This window comes from Ruegeria sp. AL1, assembly GCF_056540905.1.
Genome location: NZ_JBQFXP010000006.1, coordinates 239,105 through 258,929, shown reverse-complemented (window position 1 = coordinate 258,929; position 19,825 = coordinate 239,105). Strand labels below are relative to the sequence as shown.

Here is a 19,825-nt window from a genome sequence, read left to right as displayed (position 1 = left end):
GCGTTGTGCACCATACCGCTGGCGGCGCAAGCACAGGAATAACTGCGCTTAGGTCTTTAGATTATCGTGGGCCATCTGCCTGCGGATTTGGCTCTGCGGCCATTCGGTCAGTTCGGTGCAGGCGGGTTGAGGGATCTGATGGAGAACCGCGTTCACTACAAAAACGCCACCACACGCATGCGAAGACCGCAACCACCTTCTGTCACCCGACATTGACCACTGGCGCCAACCTGACGACGCATCGATGGTGGGGCGCTTCTTGGTATGTTTCAAGATTAGCCTCGGCTCGCGGAACAGATGACCGTGAAACGAAAGTTTGACCGAGAGCGTTCGCGTCAACTCTGATCCCGGATCGCCGCGATGACCATATCAAGCGCGCGATCCAGATCGTCCCGGCTGATGGTCAGCGGAGGAGACAGCGTCAGCACGCAACCCTGGCTGATCTTGAAGCTCAGCCCGCCATTCAGGCAGTCATAGTAGATACGCTCGGCACAGGCATTGTCGGCCTCGCGTGTGCTGCGGCTTTTGACGATTTCAACGCCGAACATCAGGCCGCGCCCGCGGATATCTCCCGCGATATCGACATGAGCCAGTTCCGTTTGCAGGCGCGCTATCGCGTGCGCCCCCAATTCGGCGGATCGGTAGACCAGACCTTCATCTTCGATGATCTGGATCGTGGTCAGCGCTGCGCGCGCGGTCACTGGGTTCTTTTCGTGCGTATAGTGCCCGATTGCAAAATCTCCGCAGACGTCCAGATCGCGACGGGCGACGCAAGCCGCGATGGGCAAGATGCCCCCGCCCAAGGCTTTGCCCAATGTCACGATGTCGGGCACGATCTCATCATGCTCAAAAGCGAACATCTTGCCGGTCTTGCCCAGACCGGTGGGAATCTCATCCATGATCAGCAGCGCGCCATGGCGGTTACAGGCCTCACGCACCGATTTCCAGAACCCAGCCGGCGGCACATAAGGCACGGCTCGCATGGGTTCCGCGATCACGGCGGCCACATCCCCCTCGCGCTCCAAAGCGAATTCAACCATCTTGGCGCAGGCCAGACCACAGGTTTCAGGCCCGGCGTGGTTGTAGGGGCAGCGATAGCAGGCGAAGGGCGCGACATGTTCGGCCCCTGGCATCAGAGGGCCTGCGATATGGCTGCGGAACGTCGCCTCGCCACCGACCGAGGCCGCTCCGAAGCCTGCCCCGTGGAACGCGTCCCAGAAACTGACGGTCTTGAACCGGCCCGTCGCGGCGCGCGCGATTTTTAGCGCTACCTCATTGGCGTCTGACCCGCCGGTGGTGAACAGCGTCTTGCCCAGATCACCGGGCGCAATCTCGGCCAGCTTCTCGGCCAGCTCCACCGCCGGGTCATTGGTGAACCGGCGCGGCGCAAAGGGCAGATCATCCAGCTGTGCCTTGATCGCCTCGACCAGACGCGGGTGGCCATAACCGATGTGATGGACCGAGTTGCCATGGAAGTCCATGTAACGTCGGCCATCCATATCCTCGATCCAGATGCCTTCCGCCTTGGCGATGGTGCTGACGCAGGGGCTGGACAGGCTTTGATGCAAAAACGCGTCTGAATCCCGTTTCAGCAGCGGCGCGGAGCGTGGGCCAATCGACGATTTCAACCACGATTTGCGCGCGTCCGAGGTGTTGGACTCGCCTTCGGTGTGGGTGATACTGACTGACATATGATCCTCGATTCTGGCTTGCATCCGCTGAAATCAAAAGCGCGAGGCCCCTTGTTGGGACCCCGCGTGTCGGAGAGACATTCAGGTTTCGCCTACATCCTCACTTTGGCCAGGGAAGCGAATAGGTTTTTACATTGGTGAAGAACTTCATCGCCTCGATGACACCTTCCTTAACGCCGTTGCCGGAATCCTTGATGCCCCCGAAAGGCGACATCTCGATCCGGTAGCCGGGCTGTTCCCAGATGTTGCAGGTGCCCACATTCAGGCCGTTTATATAGGCAATCGCGCGGTTCAGATCGTTGGTGCAAACGCCCGAGGACAGGCCGAACTCGGTCGAGTTCGAGATCGCCATCACCTGCTCATCATTATCCGGCACGCGGACGATGGGTATGATGGGGCCGAAGGTTTCTTCCATCACCAACTCGCTGTCATGGGGCACTTTATCCACCACGATGGGCGGCAGCAGCGCGCCCTGACGGCCGGGGTGGTAGAGGATTTCTGCGCCTTCCTTCTCGGCCTGATAGACGCGGTTCTCGAACACTTCCGCCGCCTTGTCGTGGATCACGCAGCCCAGTTCGGTCTCGGGGTCCTGCGGGTCGCCGAATTTGATCTTCCTAGCCTTCTCCAGCACCAGCGGGACGAATTTGTCCGCCACGCTCTCCTGCACCAGAATGCGTTTGATCGCGGTGCAGCGCTGGCCCGAGTTTCCGGTGGCACCGGCCACGGCAATCGTCGCCGCCTTGTCCAGATCAGCCTCTGAGAGGTCATTCAGAACGATCAGCGGGTCATTGCCCCCCAGCTCCAGCGCCTGACGTTTATAGACCGCCTTTGCCGCGATCATCTTGCCGACAGGCACACCGCCGGTGAAGGTGATGATGTCGATCTTGTCATTGGTAATCATCTCATCGCCAATGTCCTGCGGCCAGCCCGTGACCACCTGGAACATCTCGGGCGGTAGGCCAGCCTCATAGAGAATATCCGCTAATGTCAGCGCCGTCAGAGGCGTCAGCTCGGTCGGTTTGCAGACCATGCAGTTGTTCGACGCAATCGACGGCGCGATCTTGTGGCTGACCATGTTCAGCGGGTGGTTGAACGGCGTGATCGCACTGATCGCGCCCACCGGTTCGCGGGTGGTGAAGATCTTGCGGTCCTTGCCATTATGGGTCAGGTCGCAGGAAAAGATCTCGCCATCATCCTTCAGCGCCTCGGCGGCAGCGAACTGATAGACATCCTGCGCGCGCTTGGTCTCGTAGATCGCGTGCTGGTGGCAGATGCCCAGCTCGAGCACCAGCCATTTGGCCAGATACTCGCGGCGCTCGCCGATCAGTTCACCGGCGCGTTGCAGGATCTGGCTGCGTTCATAGCGGGTCAGCTTGGGCTTATAGGCTGCTGCAATCTCGAACGCCTTGCGGGCGTGCTCGGCCTTGCCCGCAGGGACATGGCCGATCACTTCGTTGGTGTAAGGGTAAAGAACCGGCACCGTCTCGTCGGTAAAGACGATCTCGCCGCCGATGCGCATCCCTTCGTTTCTGATCTCGGTCATCGGTTGATCTTTCATGGCTTACTGCGCCGCTGCCAAAGTGGCAAAGAAGAACGCATCGAAGTTGCGTAGCTCTTCGGGCCGGTCCGGCAGGTCGATCACGCGGTTGACGATGAAGGGCACTTCTTGCTCGGTCAAGCCACCGTGGCTGCGCAGCGGCTCTTTCAGGGCGGCCAGATCGTGACGGTCTGCCGAGGTGCCGATGGTCATGTTCTCGCCCGAGATCATCACGATGTCACCAATCCGGTCGGCGGGCAGCTCAAAGCGTTTGATTGCTTCTTCCTTGTCCACCACCAAGATCAGCTCGTCCCGTGCGTCCAGTTTGGCCATGATGTCGGCCTTGTCCGCGCCCTCGGGCAGATAAGCGGTGGCAAACGCGCCAAGCGCGCCGTGGTGGACCACATAGGGGTCAGTGATCGGCAGGATGACGCGGGCCTGACCTTCGCCCAGCCATTCATCCATCAGGTCCTGCGCATAGATCACATTGGGTTCGCCCGCCGCGTTGTGTTTCGGCTTCATGCCGTGGTCAGCGGTGACAACAATGGCCGCGCCCATCTCATCCAGTTGTGCGAGGTATTTGTCGAACATGGCGTAGAAATCCAACGCGCCCTGCTGTTCCGGGGCGAACTTGTGCTGGATGTAGTCGGTGGTCGACAGGTACATGATGTCGGGCTTGAACTCTTTCAGCAGCTTGACGCCAGCGGCAAAGACGAACTCGGACAGGTCTGCCGAGTAAACCTCGGGCACCGGCATTCCCAGCCATTCACTTGCATTGTCGATCCCATGCTCGGCCTTGGTGGTCTCACCCGAGCGTTCCGAGGAAAAGGCCACCGCGCGGTCTTCGTCAAACTTCAGGCCCGCGCCCAGCAGCGCGCGCAGCTTGTCTTTGGCCGTGACCATCGCGACGCGATAGCCGGCCTCGTAGAATTGCGAGAAGATGGTCGGCGCGCGCAGGAAGCGCACATCGTTCATCATCACCTCTTCGCCGCTTTCGGGGTCGATCAGGTAGTTGCCGCAGATCCCATGCACGATCGGCGGGCGACCGGTCGCGATGGACAGGTTGTTGGGGTTGGTAAAGCTGGGGATCACCGAATGCGCCAGACGGTCGGTGCCGGTCTCGCGGATGCGCTTGAGCGTCGGCATCAGGCCCTTGGCGATGGCGACCTCAAGGTATTCCGGCTCGCAGCCGTCCAGGCAGATGGCGATGGCCGGTACCTTGGGGGCCGGGTAGACGCGTTCATTCGCGGTCACGGGGGTTTGGATGGTCATTTGGGGGTGTCCTTCGTTTCTTATGCGGCCAGTTTGGCGCGTTCTTCCAGCGCAAGAGCCGGAGGCGCCGCGCTGGCGACCCCCATCTCGGCCAGGGTTTCCTTGGCGGCAGATACAACCTGCCGCATCACATGCTCATCCATTTGCCCGATGCAGCCGACACGGAAACTGTCCACAACCGTCAGCTTGCCCGGATAGATGATAAAGCCCTTGTCCTTCATCAGGTCGTAAAAGCGCGAGAACACGAACTTCTCGTCCGCAGGGCAGAAAAACGTCACGATGATCGGGCTCAGCCAGCGGTTCTGCAGCAGCGTCTCGAACCCCAGCTCGCGCATGCCCGCGACCATCACGTCGCGGTTGCGGGTGTAACGCGCGCCGCGTCCTGCAACGCCGCCTTCAACCTCATGCGCCTTCAGCGCTTCGAGGAAGGCCGCAACCACATGGGTCGGCGGCGTGAACCGCCACTGGCCGGTCTTTTCCATATGCGCCCATTGCGCATGCACATCGAGGCTCAGCGAGTGGCTGTTGCCCTTCGCCGCTTCCAGCTCATCCTTGCGGGCAATGATGAAGCCAAAGCCCGGCACGCCCTCGATGCATTTATTGGCCGAGGATACCATCGCCTCATACCGGATTTCGGACGGCTTCAGCTCGATCGCGCCAAAGGCCGACATCGAATCGATCAGCAGCTTGCGCCCGGCCGCGTAGACGGCTTCAGAAATCTCCTCGACCGGGTTCAGAATGCCCGAGGAGGTCTCGCAATGGATCGCAACCACATGGGAGATCGCAGGATCCTTGGCCAAAATCTCCGCCACTTCCGACCCGCGTGGCGGCAGGTAATCGCCCTTGTCCAGCACCAGATGATCGCGCCCCAGATACTGCAACGTCTGCGCCGAGCGTTGCCCATAGGCCCCGTTCGCCAGCACCAGCGCCTTGCCGTCCTTCGGGATGAACGAGGCCAGCATCGCCTCAACCGCAAAACTGCCCGAACCCTGCATCGGAACACAGTCAAACGCTTCGGCACCTTCACCCAGCAGCGCCAGCAGCCGCGACCGCATATCCCGCGTCATCGCCCGGAAATCATCATCCCAGCTGCCCCAGTCCCGCAACATCGCCTGCTTCACCGCATAAGACGTCGTTAAAGGTCCAGGCGTCAGAAGGTAAGGTTCACCCAGGCGAGGGGCATCGATTGCGGGATCAGGTTGTGTCATCTCGAGGCTCCGATTACGCATTTCGAAAACAGATGTGCATTACCCAAAACCATATGTAAAATTGCAAAAATCAATCTTATTATAAGATCACCCTATGATTCATAAACAGGATGAGAAATGCGCCACAGCCAGTTGAAGGCCTTCCACCACGTTGCGCTGCATGGCGGGTTTTCCCGTGCGGCCGAAGCGCTGTTTCTGACCCAGCCTGCGGTTTCTGAACAGGTGCGAAAACTTGAGCAAGATCATGATCTTCTGCTATTTCAACGTGAACGCAAGCGTGTCTTTCTGACCCCTCAGGGCGAGCAATTGTTCCGCTTTACCAAACAGTATTTCGAGCTTGAAAGCCAGATCGAGGACTTTCTGTCCGAATCCAAAGCCGCGATTGAGGGCGAGTTGCGCATCATCGCGGACTCAGCGCATCATCTGACCGACTTCCTGGGCCCGTTCCGGGCGGCTTTTCCCAGCATCACCGTGGTTGTCAGATCGGGAAATACAAACGAAATTCTTGAAGAGCTACGGGCCTATAATGCCGAGATCGGTATTGTGGGCAGCCCGTCCCCGGGCAAGGATATGACCATGCTGAATTTGGGCGAAACCAGTATCGTGGCCTTTGCTGGCCGTGAATTGCTGCCCAAAACGATGACTTCGCTGACGGTTCATGATCTGAAAGACCTGCCCTTGATTTTTCGCGAGCGCGGGTCAAAAACCCGGCAGAAACTTGAAGAAGAGGCCAGTCGCAGGGGGGTCGTTCTCAAGCCAGCGATCGTTGCCGAGGGGCGCGAGGCCGTCCGCGAGCTGGTTGCGTCAGGGGCAGGGATCGGATTTGTATCGCGCGCAGAATTCGGTCGCGATGATCGGTTACGTGAGATCGAATTGAAGGATGCCGACCTGCGCATGGGCGAAAGCATGATCTACATGACCCAACGGCGTGATGTGAAAGTGATCCGCGCTTTCATGGATTTTGTAAATGAGATTCAAGCCAAGAAAGGCACCCCCGCAGATGGATAGCTGCGGGGACGTCCATCGCAATCGTTACTGGCTGCGCCAGGCTTGTGTGCGTCGCAGGATGCCCTTGGACGCGATCAGGTGCAGGATGCGGGCCCCGGCATTGGTATAGAAGATCATCATACCCATCGCGGCAGCTGGCGCGATATCACCTGCATCATCCATGTTCAGCACCGCAATCGAGGCCAGTGTTGTCTTGGGTGAATACAGGAATACGACCGCAGAGACAGTCGTCATCGCGTTGACGAACAGGTAGATCGAGATATCAAGCACCGCAGGCAAACAGACCGGCACCGTCACCCGGGCGAACAGCTTCATTGTCGGCTGTTTGAGTGAAGCAGAGACTGATTCAAACTCTCGGTCCATCTGCTTGAGCGCGGTTACTGCGGTCAGGTGTGACACGGTATAGAAATGTGTCACCGAGCAGATCACAAGAATGGCCATGGTGCCATAGATCGCGTTCAACGGGTTGGCCGGGTTGTTGAAAAAAAAGATATAGGCCAAGCCCAAAACCATTCCCGGGATCGCCATGGGCAGCATGGCAAACATCTGGAACAACGCGCGTCCGGTTTTGAACCCGTTTGATTTTTCAACAAGATAGGCGCCGAAAAACACGACCGAAGTGCCGATCACTGCAGTCAGCAATGCCATCCTGATCGAGTTGAAATACGATGCCCAACCACCGCCATCCATGCGGTTGAAGTCATAGTTGCGCAGGCTCAGGCTCAGATCGTAAGGCCAGAATTTGATCAATGCAGCGAACTGACAGACCGCCAGAATGCCCACAATGAACAGGGCGACAAGGCTGCAATAGGCCAGCATGATACGATCAGTTTTTGGGTTCGGGTTCGGCTGATACGGCACGGAACGCGCCGACAGCAGTGCCACCTGTTTCGACTGCACCAACCGGTCTATCGCAAAGGCCAGGATCGCCGGCACCACCAGAACAACGGACACAACAGCGCCCATTTCAAAGTTCTGCTGACCGATCACCTGCTTGAAGATATCGACTGCCAGAACGTTGAACTGTCCACCAATAACCTTAGGAAGACCAAAATCCGTGATCACCAGGTTGAACACCACAAAAGCAGCTGAGATCAAACCATAGCGCACGCCGGGGATGGTCACGGTCCAGAAGGTCCGCCATGGCGTCGAGCGCAGACTGGCGGCCGCCTCGTACAGCCGGGCGTCGGAAATGGCCAAAGCTGTCGAAATGATGATGAACGCATGCGGAAAGGTAAAAAAGACCGAACCTATGATGATCCCGATAGGCCCATAGATACTGGCGCCAAACAGCAGTTCCTTGATCATACCCTGATTGCCGAAGAGATACACCAAGGCGATCCCCGGCAAGAGGGACGGCACAAGAATTGGGGCCATCGCAACCAGACGGAACAGACCTTTGAAGCGCATACAGCTGCGGTTCAGCGCATAGGCAAACCAGAAGGCCAGCGTTACGGTTATGATCGTAACGACGACAGATATCCAAAGTGAGTTCTTGATCGAGTTGAACAGTGCCGGGGTCGAGAAGTAGCTGACGAAGTTGTCCACGCCCGTCGATTTGACCGGCCGCAACTGAACCCTGCGGAACGTGTTCGAATCCAGTTCGACCCAATCGGTGCCAGTTTGCAGATTGGACCCGATCAGGAACCGCCCATCTGGTACGGTATTGCGGATCTGGTACATCACCGGGCTGCGGAAACTGAAATCCGGGAAAAACGGAGTGACAGACAGCCGTCCGTCCGAGCCGGTCGACAAGTCTTGTTCGCTATATGCTCCGGTTTCGGCATTCAGCTGAGCTCCATTCAGTACGGTGCCGCTGAATACGCCATTGTCGTCGCTGACCTGAAACTCGTATTGCGACAATTCCATGCGAAAGGTCGAAAACGATTTGGACAGCATCGCCCAAAGCGGAAACGCCAGTGTCACGACCAGATACAGGGCGATGATGATCATGCCGCCGCGCATAATGATATCGTCGCGGCTCAGCTTGCCCTTGATGATCGGGCCGGCGGGTAGAGAGGTGGTGTCGGTCATCAACCTTCCTCCGCCGGGGTGAAGGCCATCAGGCGGTTTCGGGGCAATTCGATCGTCATCCGGGCACCGTCTTCAAGGCGAAGGCGGCGGACCGCGTTGATCGAAAAATCCGCGATCAGTTCTTCGTCACCAAAAATCTGATGAGACAGGCGGCACCGCCAGAATGAGCCGAGGAACTCCATCTCAGCAATCGTGACTTCAAAGGCGTTTTCCGGCGTCGTAATAATGTCCGGCGCACCCGGTGAACGTGCGCCTTCACCATGCGGGATGATATCCTCGGGGCGGACGGCAGCGACGATGCGGTTGCCTTTCTGAAGGTCATGCGGCTCGCATTTCAGGGTCGAACCGCCCAATTCCAATGTCTCGGCATCGCCAGCTACGGCGGGCAGTTGGTTCATTTCTCCGATGAAGTCTGCCACGAACAGGTTGGCCGGATGGCGATAGATTTGGGTCGGGGTGCCGACCTGTTCGATCACGCCATGGTTCATGACCACGATCCGGTCAGCCATGGCCAGCGCTTCTTCCTGATCGTGGGTCACCATGACAGTGGTCACGCCAAGCTTGCGCTGCAGCTCTTTGATTTCATGACGCAAATGCACACGAACCTTGGCGTCCAGCGCTGAAAGCGGTTCGTCCAGCAGCAAGAGACCTGGATTGGTGGCGATGGCACGCGCCAGCGCGATGCGCTGTTGCTGCCCCCCAGAGAGTTGGGCGGGGTATTTGCGCCCCTGATCTGGCAGGCCCACCAATTTTAACAACTCGGCCACACGTACAGCGATCTCGGATTTGCTCCGGCCCGTGTTTTCCAGGCCAAAGGCGATGTTCTTTTCAATCGTCAGATTCGGGAACAGCGCATAAGATTGGAATACGATTCCGAAATCACGTTCGGAGGGGGGCAAGTTCGACACATCCTTGCCATCCTGCATAACCGTGCCTTTGGTTTGCAAATCCAGCCCCGCAATGGCGCGCAGCAAGGTGGTCTTCCCGCAGCCCGAGGGTCCCAGAAAACAGATGAATTCGCCCTCGTTAATGTCCAGAGAAATATCCCGGAGAGCCAGAAAATCGCCAAAAGCCTTCCAGAGGTCTTGGATACTCAGATAGAGATCACCGGGAGAGGTTTTCTTAAGCACGGGGAGTGGTCCTTGAGCTTTGCACAGCGGCCATGACGAGAGAGTGGCCAGAAATTCGCTGTGCCGTTCATTTGAGTTGTAGGGGGGAGTTTATCCAAAGGCCGGAGGGGCGTTAAGCCCCTCCGACGTGAGTGTTTATTCTTTGGGTTCGGACTTGCCGTCGTAACGCCCTTGCCATTCCTTCAGGATGGCGGCGCGGTTGTTGGCGGCGAATTCGAAATCATTGTCGATCATCGCGTCCAGCAGACCTTCGGGGAAGTGCTCAACCGGCTTTGCGATACCGGGGTAAGCAACAACCGCGTAGCCAACGTTATACATCTCGTTGGCCTCAGGCGTCACCGAGAAGTCCACCAGTTTCTGAGCGGCTTCCAGCTTGTCGGTGCCCGCGACAATCGCGGTTGCTTCCATGTCCCAGCCAACACCTTCGCTGGGAACGATGATGTCCAGCGGGGCACCGTCGGCCTTGGATTTTGCGCCGCGGAATGCAAATGAAATACCGATCGGAATCTCACCAGCGGCAGCCAGCTTACAAGGCTTGGAACCAGAGTGGGTATAGCGTGCGATGTTTTCATGCAGCGCGTCCATGTATTCCCAGCCGCCTTCTTCACCGAACATCTGCAGCCAGCTGGACACGTCCAGGAAGCCGGTGCCCGACGAATTCGGGTTCGGCATGATCACGTGACCCTGATACTGTTCGTCCGTGAGGTCCTTCCATGAGGTTGGCGGCGTCAGCCCGGCTTTTTCGGCTTCGACGGTGTTGTAGCAAACCGAAGCAACCCAAGCGTCCATGCCGACCCAGCTTGGTACATCGCCGCTGTCGACGAATTTCGCATCCAGCTTTTCGACACCAACCGGCGCATAGGGCTCAAGCATATCTTCGGACTTCAGCAGCAGCAGCGAGGTTGCCGCCAGACCCCAGATCACATCGGCCTGCGGGTTGTCGCGCTCGGCTAGCAGTTTGGCGGTGATGATGCCGGTGGAATCACGAACCCAGTTGATCTTGATATCTGGATGCACCGCGTTGAACTGTTCAGCGTAACGCGCCAGATCTTCTGCTTCGACAGCCGTGTAAACGGTCAGCTCGGTTTCCGCGGCGGCGGCCGTGGCCATGATGGCACCGGCTACGATCGCGGCGAACTTGGATGTTGTTTTTTTCATGTGTTCCTCTGTTGTGTTGATTATGACAGATGCGCCATTCTTGTGCGGCACTTCGATTAATTTGCTTCCATGACAGTAATTTGACAAAAACTGAAAACTAAAATCGATAATACCTACTATATGATAAGTTTTTTTTATATATTTCAGACTGACAAAAAATGTTGCATCCAGCAGGTGATACGCCGAATTTTCGTGCGGTTCCCGGGTCATGGCCTCTGCGGCCTGGACGCACCCTCGGTTGTGCTATTGAATTTTCGGGCGAACGGTAGGGCTTGTCGGGTGCCAGGCAACACTGATTTTACGGGAACCGCGTCGATTCCCGCAGGGTCTGAATGCAACAAACGGAACGAATCGACCTGTGTTCAGGTCTCGTTCGCGTGTTCACGATGGGGCATGTCTTCGATTAGGCGCGTTTCCAGAAGTTGACCATTGGAATATAGGATCGGTGTCGAAATGGCTGCGATATGGCTGTTGAATTCACGCAGCGCGCGTAAGGTTTCCAAATGCACATCGCTTGTTTCAAAGCTGTCGATCCTGCCCTTCTGCAGCCGGCGAAAGTGACGTTTGCGACTGTCGCGCTCGGCGCGTTTGATTTCCGTCTTTTCAAGGTTCAAAAGTCGCGCACTTTCGAGATCTTCCGAGATGATGACATTTGTTGCCAGCTTCAGGTTGGCGAGGATCTTCTCGTGCATTTCCTGAACCTCGGACCAGCCCTCCCGAGAGAATTGTTTTCCGCTTTTACCGAGCTCAGAGGCCAGTACCGTCAGTCGTTTGGCGACAACGTCGCCTGCTGTTTCGAGGCGTACGGCGTATTCCAGAACATCCCGGGCAATCTCGGCGTGTCTGGTATCCATCGTATCGTCGGGCAGGGACGCAACAAAAGCGCGAATATCGGTCAGGCACTGGTTCACATCCAAATCCATGGTCTGAACTGCTTCGATCTGTTTGGCGTCTGCGGTCTGGTACAGTTCAAGCAAAGGGCTGAACATTGTCTGTACCAGCTCCGCCATGCGCAATAGCTCGCGTTTAAGGGCCGAGACGGCAAGCGCGGGTGTTGCCGCGGATTCTGGGTCCAAAGCACTGACCGGACGGGCCAACGGGTCGGCCTCGGCCATAGGTTTGCCTATCGGGAACATACGTTCGATCCCCGACCCAAGCTTGCCGCAAAATGGCAGTGATAACAGCAACAAAGAGGCGTTGAAGGCGAGATGGACGTTGACCAGCATCTGACCGTTGTAGTCTCCGCTGATGACGCCCGCACGCAGGGTCAGATTGGCAGCAAACAGGCAAAACACTGCCCATGCGCCACGCAGCGCCAGATTGGCAAACGGAATATGTCGTGCCCGGATTTCCATTCCGCGCGTCAGCCAGACCGGTATCAGGGCGCTGCCCAGATTGGCGCCCAAAACCAGTGACAGCCCGGCCGAGAACGGCAGCGCACCGATCTGAACCAGCGTGACACACATCAGGATCGCGGCCACGGAGCTGTGCATGACAAAGGCCAGAGCAGCACCAACCAGAAAGGCGGTCACATAATCGCGGACCAGATAATCTGCAATTGCCGGCAGAAAAGCACTGTCGCGGATCGGGTCCATGGCTTCGCGCAAAAAGCGCAAAGAAATCAGGATGAACGCCACACCCATCAAAATGCGCCCGATCTGGCGTGGTTTCTTTCGATCAGACTTGACGAACAGCCAGCCTCCGATCGCCAGAAGCAAGGGAACCAGCCAGTCCAGCTCGAACGACAGAATCTGAATCACCAGGGCCGATCCAAGGTCGCCGCCCAAAACAATCGCAAGCCCCGCGGGAAAGGCAAGATAGCCGCCAGCGGCAAAGCCCGAAGCCAGCAAGGCAACTGCGGCCGAACTTTGCAGGACGACAGCCATCAACAGCCCCGTCACGCTGGAGCGAACCACGCCGCTGTTGCGTGTGAGCAGTCGCTGGAAAGAAGAACCATAGCTGCGTTCGATCCCGGTGCGCACCATGCGGACCGCAAACAGCAACAGCATTGTCGCACCTGCCAGTTGCGTTAAAAAAACCAATATTGCCATTATCCGTTGCCTTCAGATTCCGGCCGGTCTTCTGCCTGCCTGGGGATGCGGGAAAGGTGCGTTTGGATCAAGGAATGTTCTTTCATTCTTCGGGCGTCCAAGTTTTGATCTGCCATCGCGCCAGCTTTGCAGTCGTTTTCTTGCCAGGGGATGTGTCCGTAATCAGGTGATCCACCACATGTGGCTCAAAGCCTTGATGTGGCCCGGTCAAGTCGAATTTTTGGTGGACCATTGCGACGGTAACCTGGCTGGTCCGCTCGACAACGACGGATGCAAGATCGGCCTCGTTCGGGCTTTGGAACAGGAAGCCGAATTTCACATCCAGCGCGTCGGGGCTCAGGATGGCCATGTCATATGTGTAACGCCGGGCCTGGGTCTCGGCCATCAGGCCAAAAGCGCCCAATTCCTCTTTGCGCAGTTCGCCGCCCAGCAAGAATACGCGGTTTTCGTTATGCTCCAGTAACTTATGCGCCACATTCGTCGAATTGGTGACAACTGTCAGAGAATTTCTGGCCCGCAGTGCCTCAGCCACGAAAGCGGTTGTGCTTCCCACATCCAGAAACAGCGTCGCGCCGTCCGGAACGATTTCGGCTGTTAACTTTGCGATTTGTCTTTTTTCGTCCGTATGTTCGCCCAGCCGTTGGAAGAAACTGAATTCGTGCTGGGCTTCCAGCGATCGTACGCCGCCATGCGCACGTTCGACGATGCCCAGCTTGGACAGCGACTTTATCGTACGCCTTATTGTCTCGTCAGATACGCTCAACAACTCGGCCATATCTGCGTTACGGGCGTGACCGCCGAATTGACGCAAACCTTCAAGGAACTGCATCTCTCGCGGCGAAAGCGAATTCTTGCCCTTCATGAGGGTCTACCTTTTTAAGTTGTACAATTCTTGCACCGCTCAACAAGATAGTCCACAGTATTGTTGTTTTTGGCTATAAAAACCACAAAAATGGGGTTGCTTGGGTGACTTGTGGGCGCGAGTTGCTTTGCTCATCCAGTCCAGATTCTGCGCAAGGGCGCGGAGTTATGCAGATTTGTGCGCATAGCGGTACCTTTGTTGTCGCGACCTGGTTCCGGCGCTTGGGCGGTGCGAAATCTTATGTTTTCCGAAGCCTTGCGGAGGTGCTGCTTGAAGAGGTCGCAGGCAATCGCACCCCCTTGGGGCGTGCGTCGGCTTGTTTAAACCGTTGTCCGTCACGTACGAGACGTGACCTAAAGTCTGAATTGTCCGTCAGGCTGCAACAAGACCTGCAAGTCGCTGACCTGTTTACCCTCGATTCGACCAAGCAGCACCCGCGCCATGGCGCGACCGGTCTCCGAAAGATCTTCGGTCACCGTTTCGATTCTGGGTCTCAGGTAATTGGCGATGGGCGAGGCGCGTTTGGCCACCACATCCGCCTCGACGCCCGGTGTCCACCCTGCATCTGTCAACGCTGCAAGCGTCATCAGCGCCATCGCTTCTCCAACGCAAATATGTCCGTCCGGCGGATCGTCGCTGCGGGTCAGTTTCAGCAGTGTGTCTGATATTTGATCCGGAGGGCTGTCGAGGCTCACATTTTCGGGAATGGTGAATCGCACACCCAGCGAGCGAATGGCCTGCATCGCGCCGTATTGTAGATGTTGGCGGAAAGTGAAGCGCTCTTCCGGCATTACCATGCAGATGTGCTGACGTCCTTTTGCCACCAGCCGTTCGACCCCCAGTCGCGCGAACATGGCGTTATCGAAATCCACATAAGGGTGCTGCCGCGTGAAGTCGGTGCGCCCATGGCTGACAAACGGAAAATCGTGTTCCAGAAGATACCTGGCACGTACATCAAAGGACTCCGTGCGGGTGAAGACCACCGCATCGGCCAGTGCATTCCGCCGGATGTTGCGCACAACTTCAAGTCGGTCCGCCGCGATATGATCGGGCATAATGTTGATCGCGTATCCGGTGCCGGTCAGTCCCTGGGTAAAGCCGCGAATGAACTCGGATGTGAAGCCCAGAAACTCGTGATCAGGGTTCAGCAGTAGGCTGATGACCTTGGTGCGCCCCGTACGCAGACGCTGCGCTGCGCGATTGGGAACATAGCCAACCTGATCTGCAATCCGATGCACTTTTTCCCGCGTTGCCTTGGCGATACGCGGGTCATCCGCCAAGGCCCGCGAGACCGTCGTTATCGCAAAGCCTGCCAGATCAGCGACCGTGCGCAGGGTCGGGCGCGCGGCTTCTTCCGGTTGATCTGCGGTGTGTTCCTGCATGGGGCCTGCGAACGGTTGAGTCGTGTTTTGACACTGTAACAACAACATTTAAAACGTTGCAACACCGAAATTTAAAATCGTACATTCCGAGGAATGTCCTTAAAATATAAATGAAAACAATATACTAAATGATTTGCGTTCAATGAAAACAAACTATTGACAGATACCGTATTTGCAACGTTACATTAGCGAGTATATTCGACTCGGGAAAACCCGGTCTTCATCCACAGGGAGGTTATCGGATGAACATCACCAAGAAACTCAAGTTGAGCGCCGCCGCGCTGGCATTGACAGCGGGCGTGGCATCAGCTGGCGAGGTTGAGGTCCTGCATTGGTGGACGTCGGGCGGCGAAGCGGCAGCTCTGAACGTTCTGAAAGGCGATCTCGAAGGGCAGGGCATCGGTTGGCAAGACATGCCGGTTGCAGGCGGCGGCGGTGAAAGCGCCATGACCGTGCTGCGGGCCCGGGTCACGGCAGGCAATGCGCCGACCGCCGTGCAGATGCTGGGTTTTGACATTCAGGACTGGGCCGCCGAGGGCGCGCTGGCAAATCTGAACGACGTTGCCGCTCAGGAAGGCTGGGACGAGGTTGTGCCCGATGCGCTGAAGGCGTTTGCCAAGCATGACGGCAAGTGGATTTCGGCACCAGTGAACGTGCACTCGACCAACTGGGTGTGGGCGAACAAGGCCGTTTTGGATGCCAACGGTATTGCGCCTCCGACCAACTGGGACGAGTTCGTTGCCGCTGTAAACACTCTGAAAGAGGCTGGCATCACCCCGATCGCGCATGGGGGTCAGGCATGGCAGGACGCCACCGTCTTTGATGCGGTTGTTATGTCGACCATGGGCCCGGATGGCTACAAGGCTGCATTCATCGATCTGGATGAGGAAGCACTGGGTTCCGATGGGATGAAAGAGTCGTTCGAACGTATGGCTTTCATCCGCGACAACGTGGACGAGAACTTCTCGGGACGTGACTGGAACCTGGCAACAGCCATGGTCATCAACGGCGAGGCCGGTTTCCAGATGATGGGCGACTGGGCCAAAGGCGAATTCCTGAATGCGGGCAAAGTCCCGGGCGAGGATTTCCTGTGTTTCCGCTTCCCCGGCACCGCCGATCAGGTGACATTCAACGCCGACCAGTTTGCGATGTTCGATCAGGGCGGCACGGTGTCGTCCGAGCAGGCCGCTCTGGCCAGCGCGATTCTGTCGCCAAACTTCCAGTCAGCCTTCAACGTGGTCAAAGGCTCGGTGCCGGCGCGGACAGATGTGTCCGATGCGGATTTTGACGCCTGCGGCAAGCAGGGCATGAAGGATCTGGCAGCGGCAGCTTCTTCGGGTAACCTTTACGGTTCGATGGCGCATGGCCACTCGGCTCCGGCCTCGGTCAAGAATGCGATCTATGACGTTGTGACCGCTCATTTCAACGGCGAGTATGACAGCGAAACCGCTGTCGGCGAACTGGTCGACGCTGTGTCGATCGCCAAGTAACGCCTCCCGGACGGGGCGGCCGGTTCGCCGGTGGCCCTGTCCATACGTTCCCCCAACTCACATCCAAGAGGCAGCCCATGTCGAACATGGCCGAGGCGGATTTCAAAACCCGTCTGCAAAACTGGATACCCAAACTGGTCCTGTCTCCGTCGCTGGCGATGGTGCTGCTGTTTGTCTATGGGTTCATCCTGTTCACCGTCTATCTTTCCTTTACCGACAGCCGGATTTTGCCCAGTTACGGTATGGTTGGGTTCGAGAACTATGACAAACTGTTCCGCCTGAGCCATTGGAACATCGCGATCACCAATCTGGGCATCTTTGCATCGCTCTATATCGTGATCTGCTGTGCCATCGGCCTGGGTCTCGCGATTTTTCTGGACCAGAAAATTCGTGTCGAAGGCGGTTTGCGCACAATTTACCTGTACCCGATGGCGCTTAGCTTCATCGTGACAGGGACTGCTTGGAAATGGATGCTGGACCCTGGTATCGGCATCGAGAACACCATGCATTTGTGGGGTTTTGAGAACTTTGAGTTTGACTGGATCAAAGACCGGGATTTCGCCATCTACACCGTGGTCCTGGCCGCCGTCTGGCAGACCAGCGGCTTTGTCATGGCAATGTTTCTGGCCGGGTTGCGCGGCATTGATAACGAAATTCTGAAAGCTGCCCAAATGGATGGCGCGTCGAATTGGAATCTGTACCGCCGTATCATCATCCCGCAGTTGCGACCCGCTTTTTTGTCGGCCTTCGTGATCCTCAGCCACCTTGCAATCAAAAGCTATGACCTTGTTATCGCGCTGACCGGCGGTGGTCCGGGTCGGGCGACTGAACTGCCTGCAACATTCATGTATTCCTACACATTTACGCGGAATCAGATGGGGATTGGTGCGGCCTCGGCGGTGATCATGCTGATGACCATTGCTGCGATCATGATCCCATATCTTTACGCCGAATTGCGGGAGAAGAAATAATGTCTGTCGCAACACAAGATACCGCAATCCGCACCGGTCGCGTCACGCGAACCCTGATTTACGTCACCTTGCTGGTCTTTGCGCTGTTCTACCTTCTGCCGCTCTTTGTTATGGTGATCAACTCGCTCAAGCCGCTTGAGGAAATCACCGGAGGCAACATCATTGCCTTGCCCGAGGTCTGGACGCTCGATGCCTGGAAAAAGGCGTGGTCCGAGGCGCAGGTGGGCGTGAACCAGACCGGGTTGAAGCCGTATTTCTGGAACTCGATCAAGATGGTGGTGCCGGCGGTGATCGTCTCGACCATGCTTGGCGCGCTCAATGGATATGTGTTGACCAAATGGCGGTTCCGGGGCGATACGATCCTGTTTGGCCTGATGCTGTTTGCCTGCTTCATCCCCTTTCAAATCGTTCTGATCCCGATGGCCCGCGTGCTGGGCCTGTTGGGTCTGGCCGGGTCAACCTGGGGTCTGGTGCTGGTGCATCTGGTTTACGGTGTCGGCTTTACCACGCTGTATTTCCGCAATTACTATGCCGCATTCCCGACCGAGCTGGTGCGGGCAGCGCAGATCGACGGCGCCGGGTTCTTTCAGATTTTCTGGCGCATCCTTCTGCCGTCGTCGGGTCCGATCATCGTGGTCAGCGTCATATGGCAGTTCACCAATATCTGGAACGACTTCCTGTTCGGGGCGTCCTTTGCAGATTTCGACAGCCAGCCGATGACTGTCGCGCTGAACAACCTCGTGCAATCTTCAACGGGTGTTAAGGAGTACAATGTGCACTTTGCAGGTGCCATCCTTGCTGCCCTTCCCACTCTTCTCGTCTATGTCGTCGCCGGTCGCTATTTTGTGCGCGGTCTGATGGCAGGCTCTGTCAAAGGCTGATCCAATGGGTTTTCTTGATATCGACAACGCAACCAAATCCTACGGCTCGGTCGAGGTCCTGCACAAAGTGGACATCGCCGTGGAAGAGGGCGAGTTTCTTGTCCTTGTTGGTCCGTCCGGCTGTGGCAAATCCACCTTGCTTAACATGATCGCGGGGCTGGAAGAGATCACCAGCGGCGAGATCCGGATCAAGGATCAGGTGATGAACGGGGTGCACCCGTCGAACCGCAATATCGCGATGGTGTTCCAGTCCTACGCTCTCTATCCAAACATGACCGTGGGGCAGAACATCACCTTTGGCCTTGAGATGCACGGTGTGCCCAAGGAGGATCGTGAAAAGGCCATGGCGGACGTTGCCAAATTGCTGCAGATCGAACAGTTGCTGGATCGCAAGCCGGGCCAGCTGTCCGGCGGGCAGCGTCAGCGGGTGGCCATGGGCCGGGCGCTGGTGCGCGACCCGGACGTGTTCCTGTTTGACGAGCCGCTGTCGAACCTTGATGCCAAGTTGCGCGTCGATATGCGGACCGAGATCAAGAAGCTGCACCAGAAGCTGGGCACCACCATCGTCTACGTGACCCATGACCAGATCGAGGCTTTGACCCTGTCGACCCGCATCGCGGTGATGAATGGAGGCTATGTTCAGCAGTTGGGCACGCCCAAGGAAATCTATGACACACCGGCCAACCTGTTCGTGGCGACCTTTATGGGTTCGCCGTCGATGAACCTTATCGAGGTTGCCTTGCGGTCTGAAAGCAACGCGCTTTATGCGGATACGGTAAATTCGGACGGTGACAAGATCAGCCTGGCCATTTCTGACCCAACGCCAAACCAGATGGGATATGCGGGCCAGTCTGTTCTGCTGGGCGTGCGCCCTGAGGCGTTGACCGATATCGAAGGCGCTGATCAGACGTCGCGCCATGTTGAACAGGTTCAGTCCAATGTTGATGTGATCGAACCCGCCGGGTCTGACACTTTTGTCGCGACCACGATCGGGGGTGCTGAATGCGTCGCCCGCATGCGCGCCGACACAAGCGTCTCGGTCGGACAGAGCACGACATTTGCTGTCAACATGGAGAAAGTTGTCCTGTTCGACAAGAAAACCGAAAACAGGATCGCTTGATCGGCGTGGAGTGGTGTTTCGAGATTAATC

Annotated in this window: 15 protein-coding genes; 5 read left to right on the top strand and 10 right to left on the bottom strand. The window is 57.2% G+C overall.

From position 1 onward, the window contains the following. Positions 1-335 precede the first annotated feature (335 nt). The 4 genes from pbfA to ACRZ9X_RS11920 all read right to left on the bottom strand — a co-directional run bounded on the left by pbfA (position 336) and on the right by ACRZ9X_RS11920 (position 5,708). Positions 336-1,691, bottom strand: coding sequence for a (R)-1-hydroxy-2-aminoethylphosphonate ammonia-lyase (gene pbfA / locus ACRZ9X_RS11935; RefSeq protein WP_480519058.1), 1,356 nt, complete (start codon positions 1,689-1,691; stop codon positions 336-338). Positions 1,692-1,791: 100 nt separating this feature from the next. Further along, positions 1,792-3,249 (bottom strand): phosphonoacetaldehyde dehydrogenase, encoded by a 1,458-nt coding sequence (gene phnY / locus ACRZ9X_RS11930; protein WP_480519056.1) that lies wholly within the window; start codon positions 3,247-3,249, stop codon positions 1,792-1,794. A 3-nt stretch (positions 3,250-3,252) separates the two neighbouring features. Continuing rightward, the gene (phnA, locus tag ACRZ9X_RS11925; protein WP_480519054.1) at positions 3,253-4,500 is read right to left on the bottom strand and encodes a phosphonoacetate hydrolase; all 1,248 of its coding nucleotides are present in this window, start codon (positions 4,498-4,500) and stop codon (positions 3,253-3,255) included. A 20-nt stretch (positions 4,501-4,520) separates the two neighbouring features. Continuing rightward, entirely contained in the window at positions 4,521-5,708 is a 1,188-nt protein-coding gene (locus tag ACRZ9X_RS11920) for a 2-aminoethylphosphonate--pyruvate transaminase (protein WP_480519052.1), read from the bottom strand. Between the two features lie 117 nt (positions 5,709-5,825). On the opposite strand from ACRZ9X_RS11920, the gene ACRZ9X_RS11915 reads away from it, so the two are divergent. After that, on the top strand, positions 5,826-6,716 hold the full coding sequence (locus tag ACRZ9X_RS11915; RefSeq protein ID WP_480519050.1) for a LysR substrate-binding domain-containing protein: 891 nt from the start codon (positions 5,826-5,828) through the stop codon (positions 6,714-6,716). Between the two features lie 24 nt (positions 6,717-6,740). Here ACRZ9X_RS11915 and ACRZ9X_RS11910 read toward each other — a convergent pair whose 3' ends face one another. The 6 genes from ACRZ9X_RS11910 to ACRZ9X_RS11885 form a co-directional block, all read right to left on the bottom strand. Continuing rightward, positions 6,741-8,750: a putative 2-aminoethylphosphonate ABC transporter permease subunit gene (locus ACRZ9X_RS11910; RefSeq protein WP_480519048.1), complete on the bottom strand. Its 2,010-nt coding sequence runs from the start codon at positions 8,748-8,750 to the stop codon at positions 6,741-6,743. After that, positions 8,750-9,880 (bottom strand): putative 2-aminoethylphosphonate ABC transporter ATP-binding protein, encoded by a 1,131-nt coding sequence (locus ACRZ9X_RS11905; RefSeq protein ID WP_480519046.1) that lies wholly within the window; start codon positions 9,878-9,880, stop codon positions 8,750-8,752. The genes ACRZ9X_RS11910 and ACRZ9X_RS11905 overlap by 1 nt, the downstream gene beginning before the upstream one ends. 135 nt (positions 9,881-10,015) lie before the next feature. After that, the gene (locus ACRZ9X_RS11900) at positions 10,016-11,038 is read right to left on the bottom strand and encodes a putative 2-aminoethylphosphonate ABC transporter substrate-binding protein (RefSeq protein WP_480519044.1); all 1,023 of its coding nucleotides are present in this window, start codon (positions 11,036-11,038) and stop codon (positions 10,016-10,018) included. A gap of 362 nt (positions 11,039-11,400) precedes the next feature. Continuing rightward, a complete protein-coding gene (locus tag ACRZ9X_RS11895) occupies positions 11,401-13,089 on the bottom strand; it encodes a Na/Pi cotransporter family protein (RefSeq protein WP_480519042.1) in 1,689 nt (562 codons plus the stop codon). 82 nt (positions 13,090-13,171) lie between these two features. Then, a complete protein-coding gene (locus ACRZ9X_RS11890; protein ID WP_480519040.1) occupies positions 13,172-13,951 on the bottom strand; it encodes a DeoR/GlpR family DNA-binding transcription regulator in 780 nt (259 codons plus the stop codon). Positions 13,952-14,304: 353 nt separating this feature from the next. Next, a complete protein-coding gene (locus ACRZ9X_RS11885) occupies positions 14,305-15,333 on the bottom strand; it encodes a LacI family DNA-binding transcriptional regulator (RefSeq protein ID WP_480519038.1) in 1,029 nt (342 codons plus the stop codon). A gap of 242 nt (positions 15,334-15,575) precedes the next feature. Between ACRZ9X_RS11885 and ACRZ9X_RS11880 the strand changes: the two genes are divergently transcribed. The 4 genes from ACRZ9X_RS11880 to ACRZ9X_RS11865 all read left to right on the top strand — a co-directional run bounded on the left by ACRZ9X_RS11880 (position 15,576) and on the right by ACRZ9X_RS11865 (position 19,795). Next, positions 15,576-16,823: an ABC transporter substrate-binding protein gene (locus ACRZ9X_RS11880; RefSeq protein ID WP_480519036.1), complete on the top strand. Its 1,248-nt coding sequence runs from the start codon at positions 15,576-15,578 to the stop codon at positions 16,821-16,823. A 77-nt stretch (positions 16,824-16,900) separates the two neighbouring features. Continuing rightward, a complete protein-coding gene (locus ACRZ9X_RS11875) occupies positions 16,901-17,794 on the top strand; it encodes a carbohydrate ABC transporter permease (protein WP_480519034.1) in 894 nt (297 codons plus the stop codon). Next, complete coding sequence (locus tag ACRZ9X_RS11870) at positions 17,794-18,675, top strand: carbohydrate ABC transporter permease (RefSeq protein WP_480519032.1); 882 nt, start codon at positions 17,794-17,796, stop codon at positions 18,673-18,675. The genes ACRZ9X_RS11875 and ACRZ9X_RS11870 overlap by 1 nt, the downstream gene beginning before the upstream one ends. Before the next feature lie 4 nt (positions 18,676-18,679). Next, positions 18,680-19,795, top strand: a complete 1,116-nt coding sequence (locus tag ACRZ9X_RS11865; RefSeq protein WP_480519030.1) for an ABC transporter ATP-binding protein — start codon at positions 18,680-18,682, stop codon at positions 19,793-19,795. Positions 19,796-19,825 lie beyond the last annotated feature (30 nt).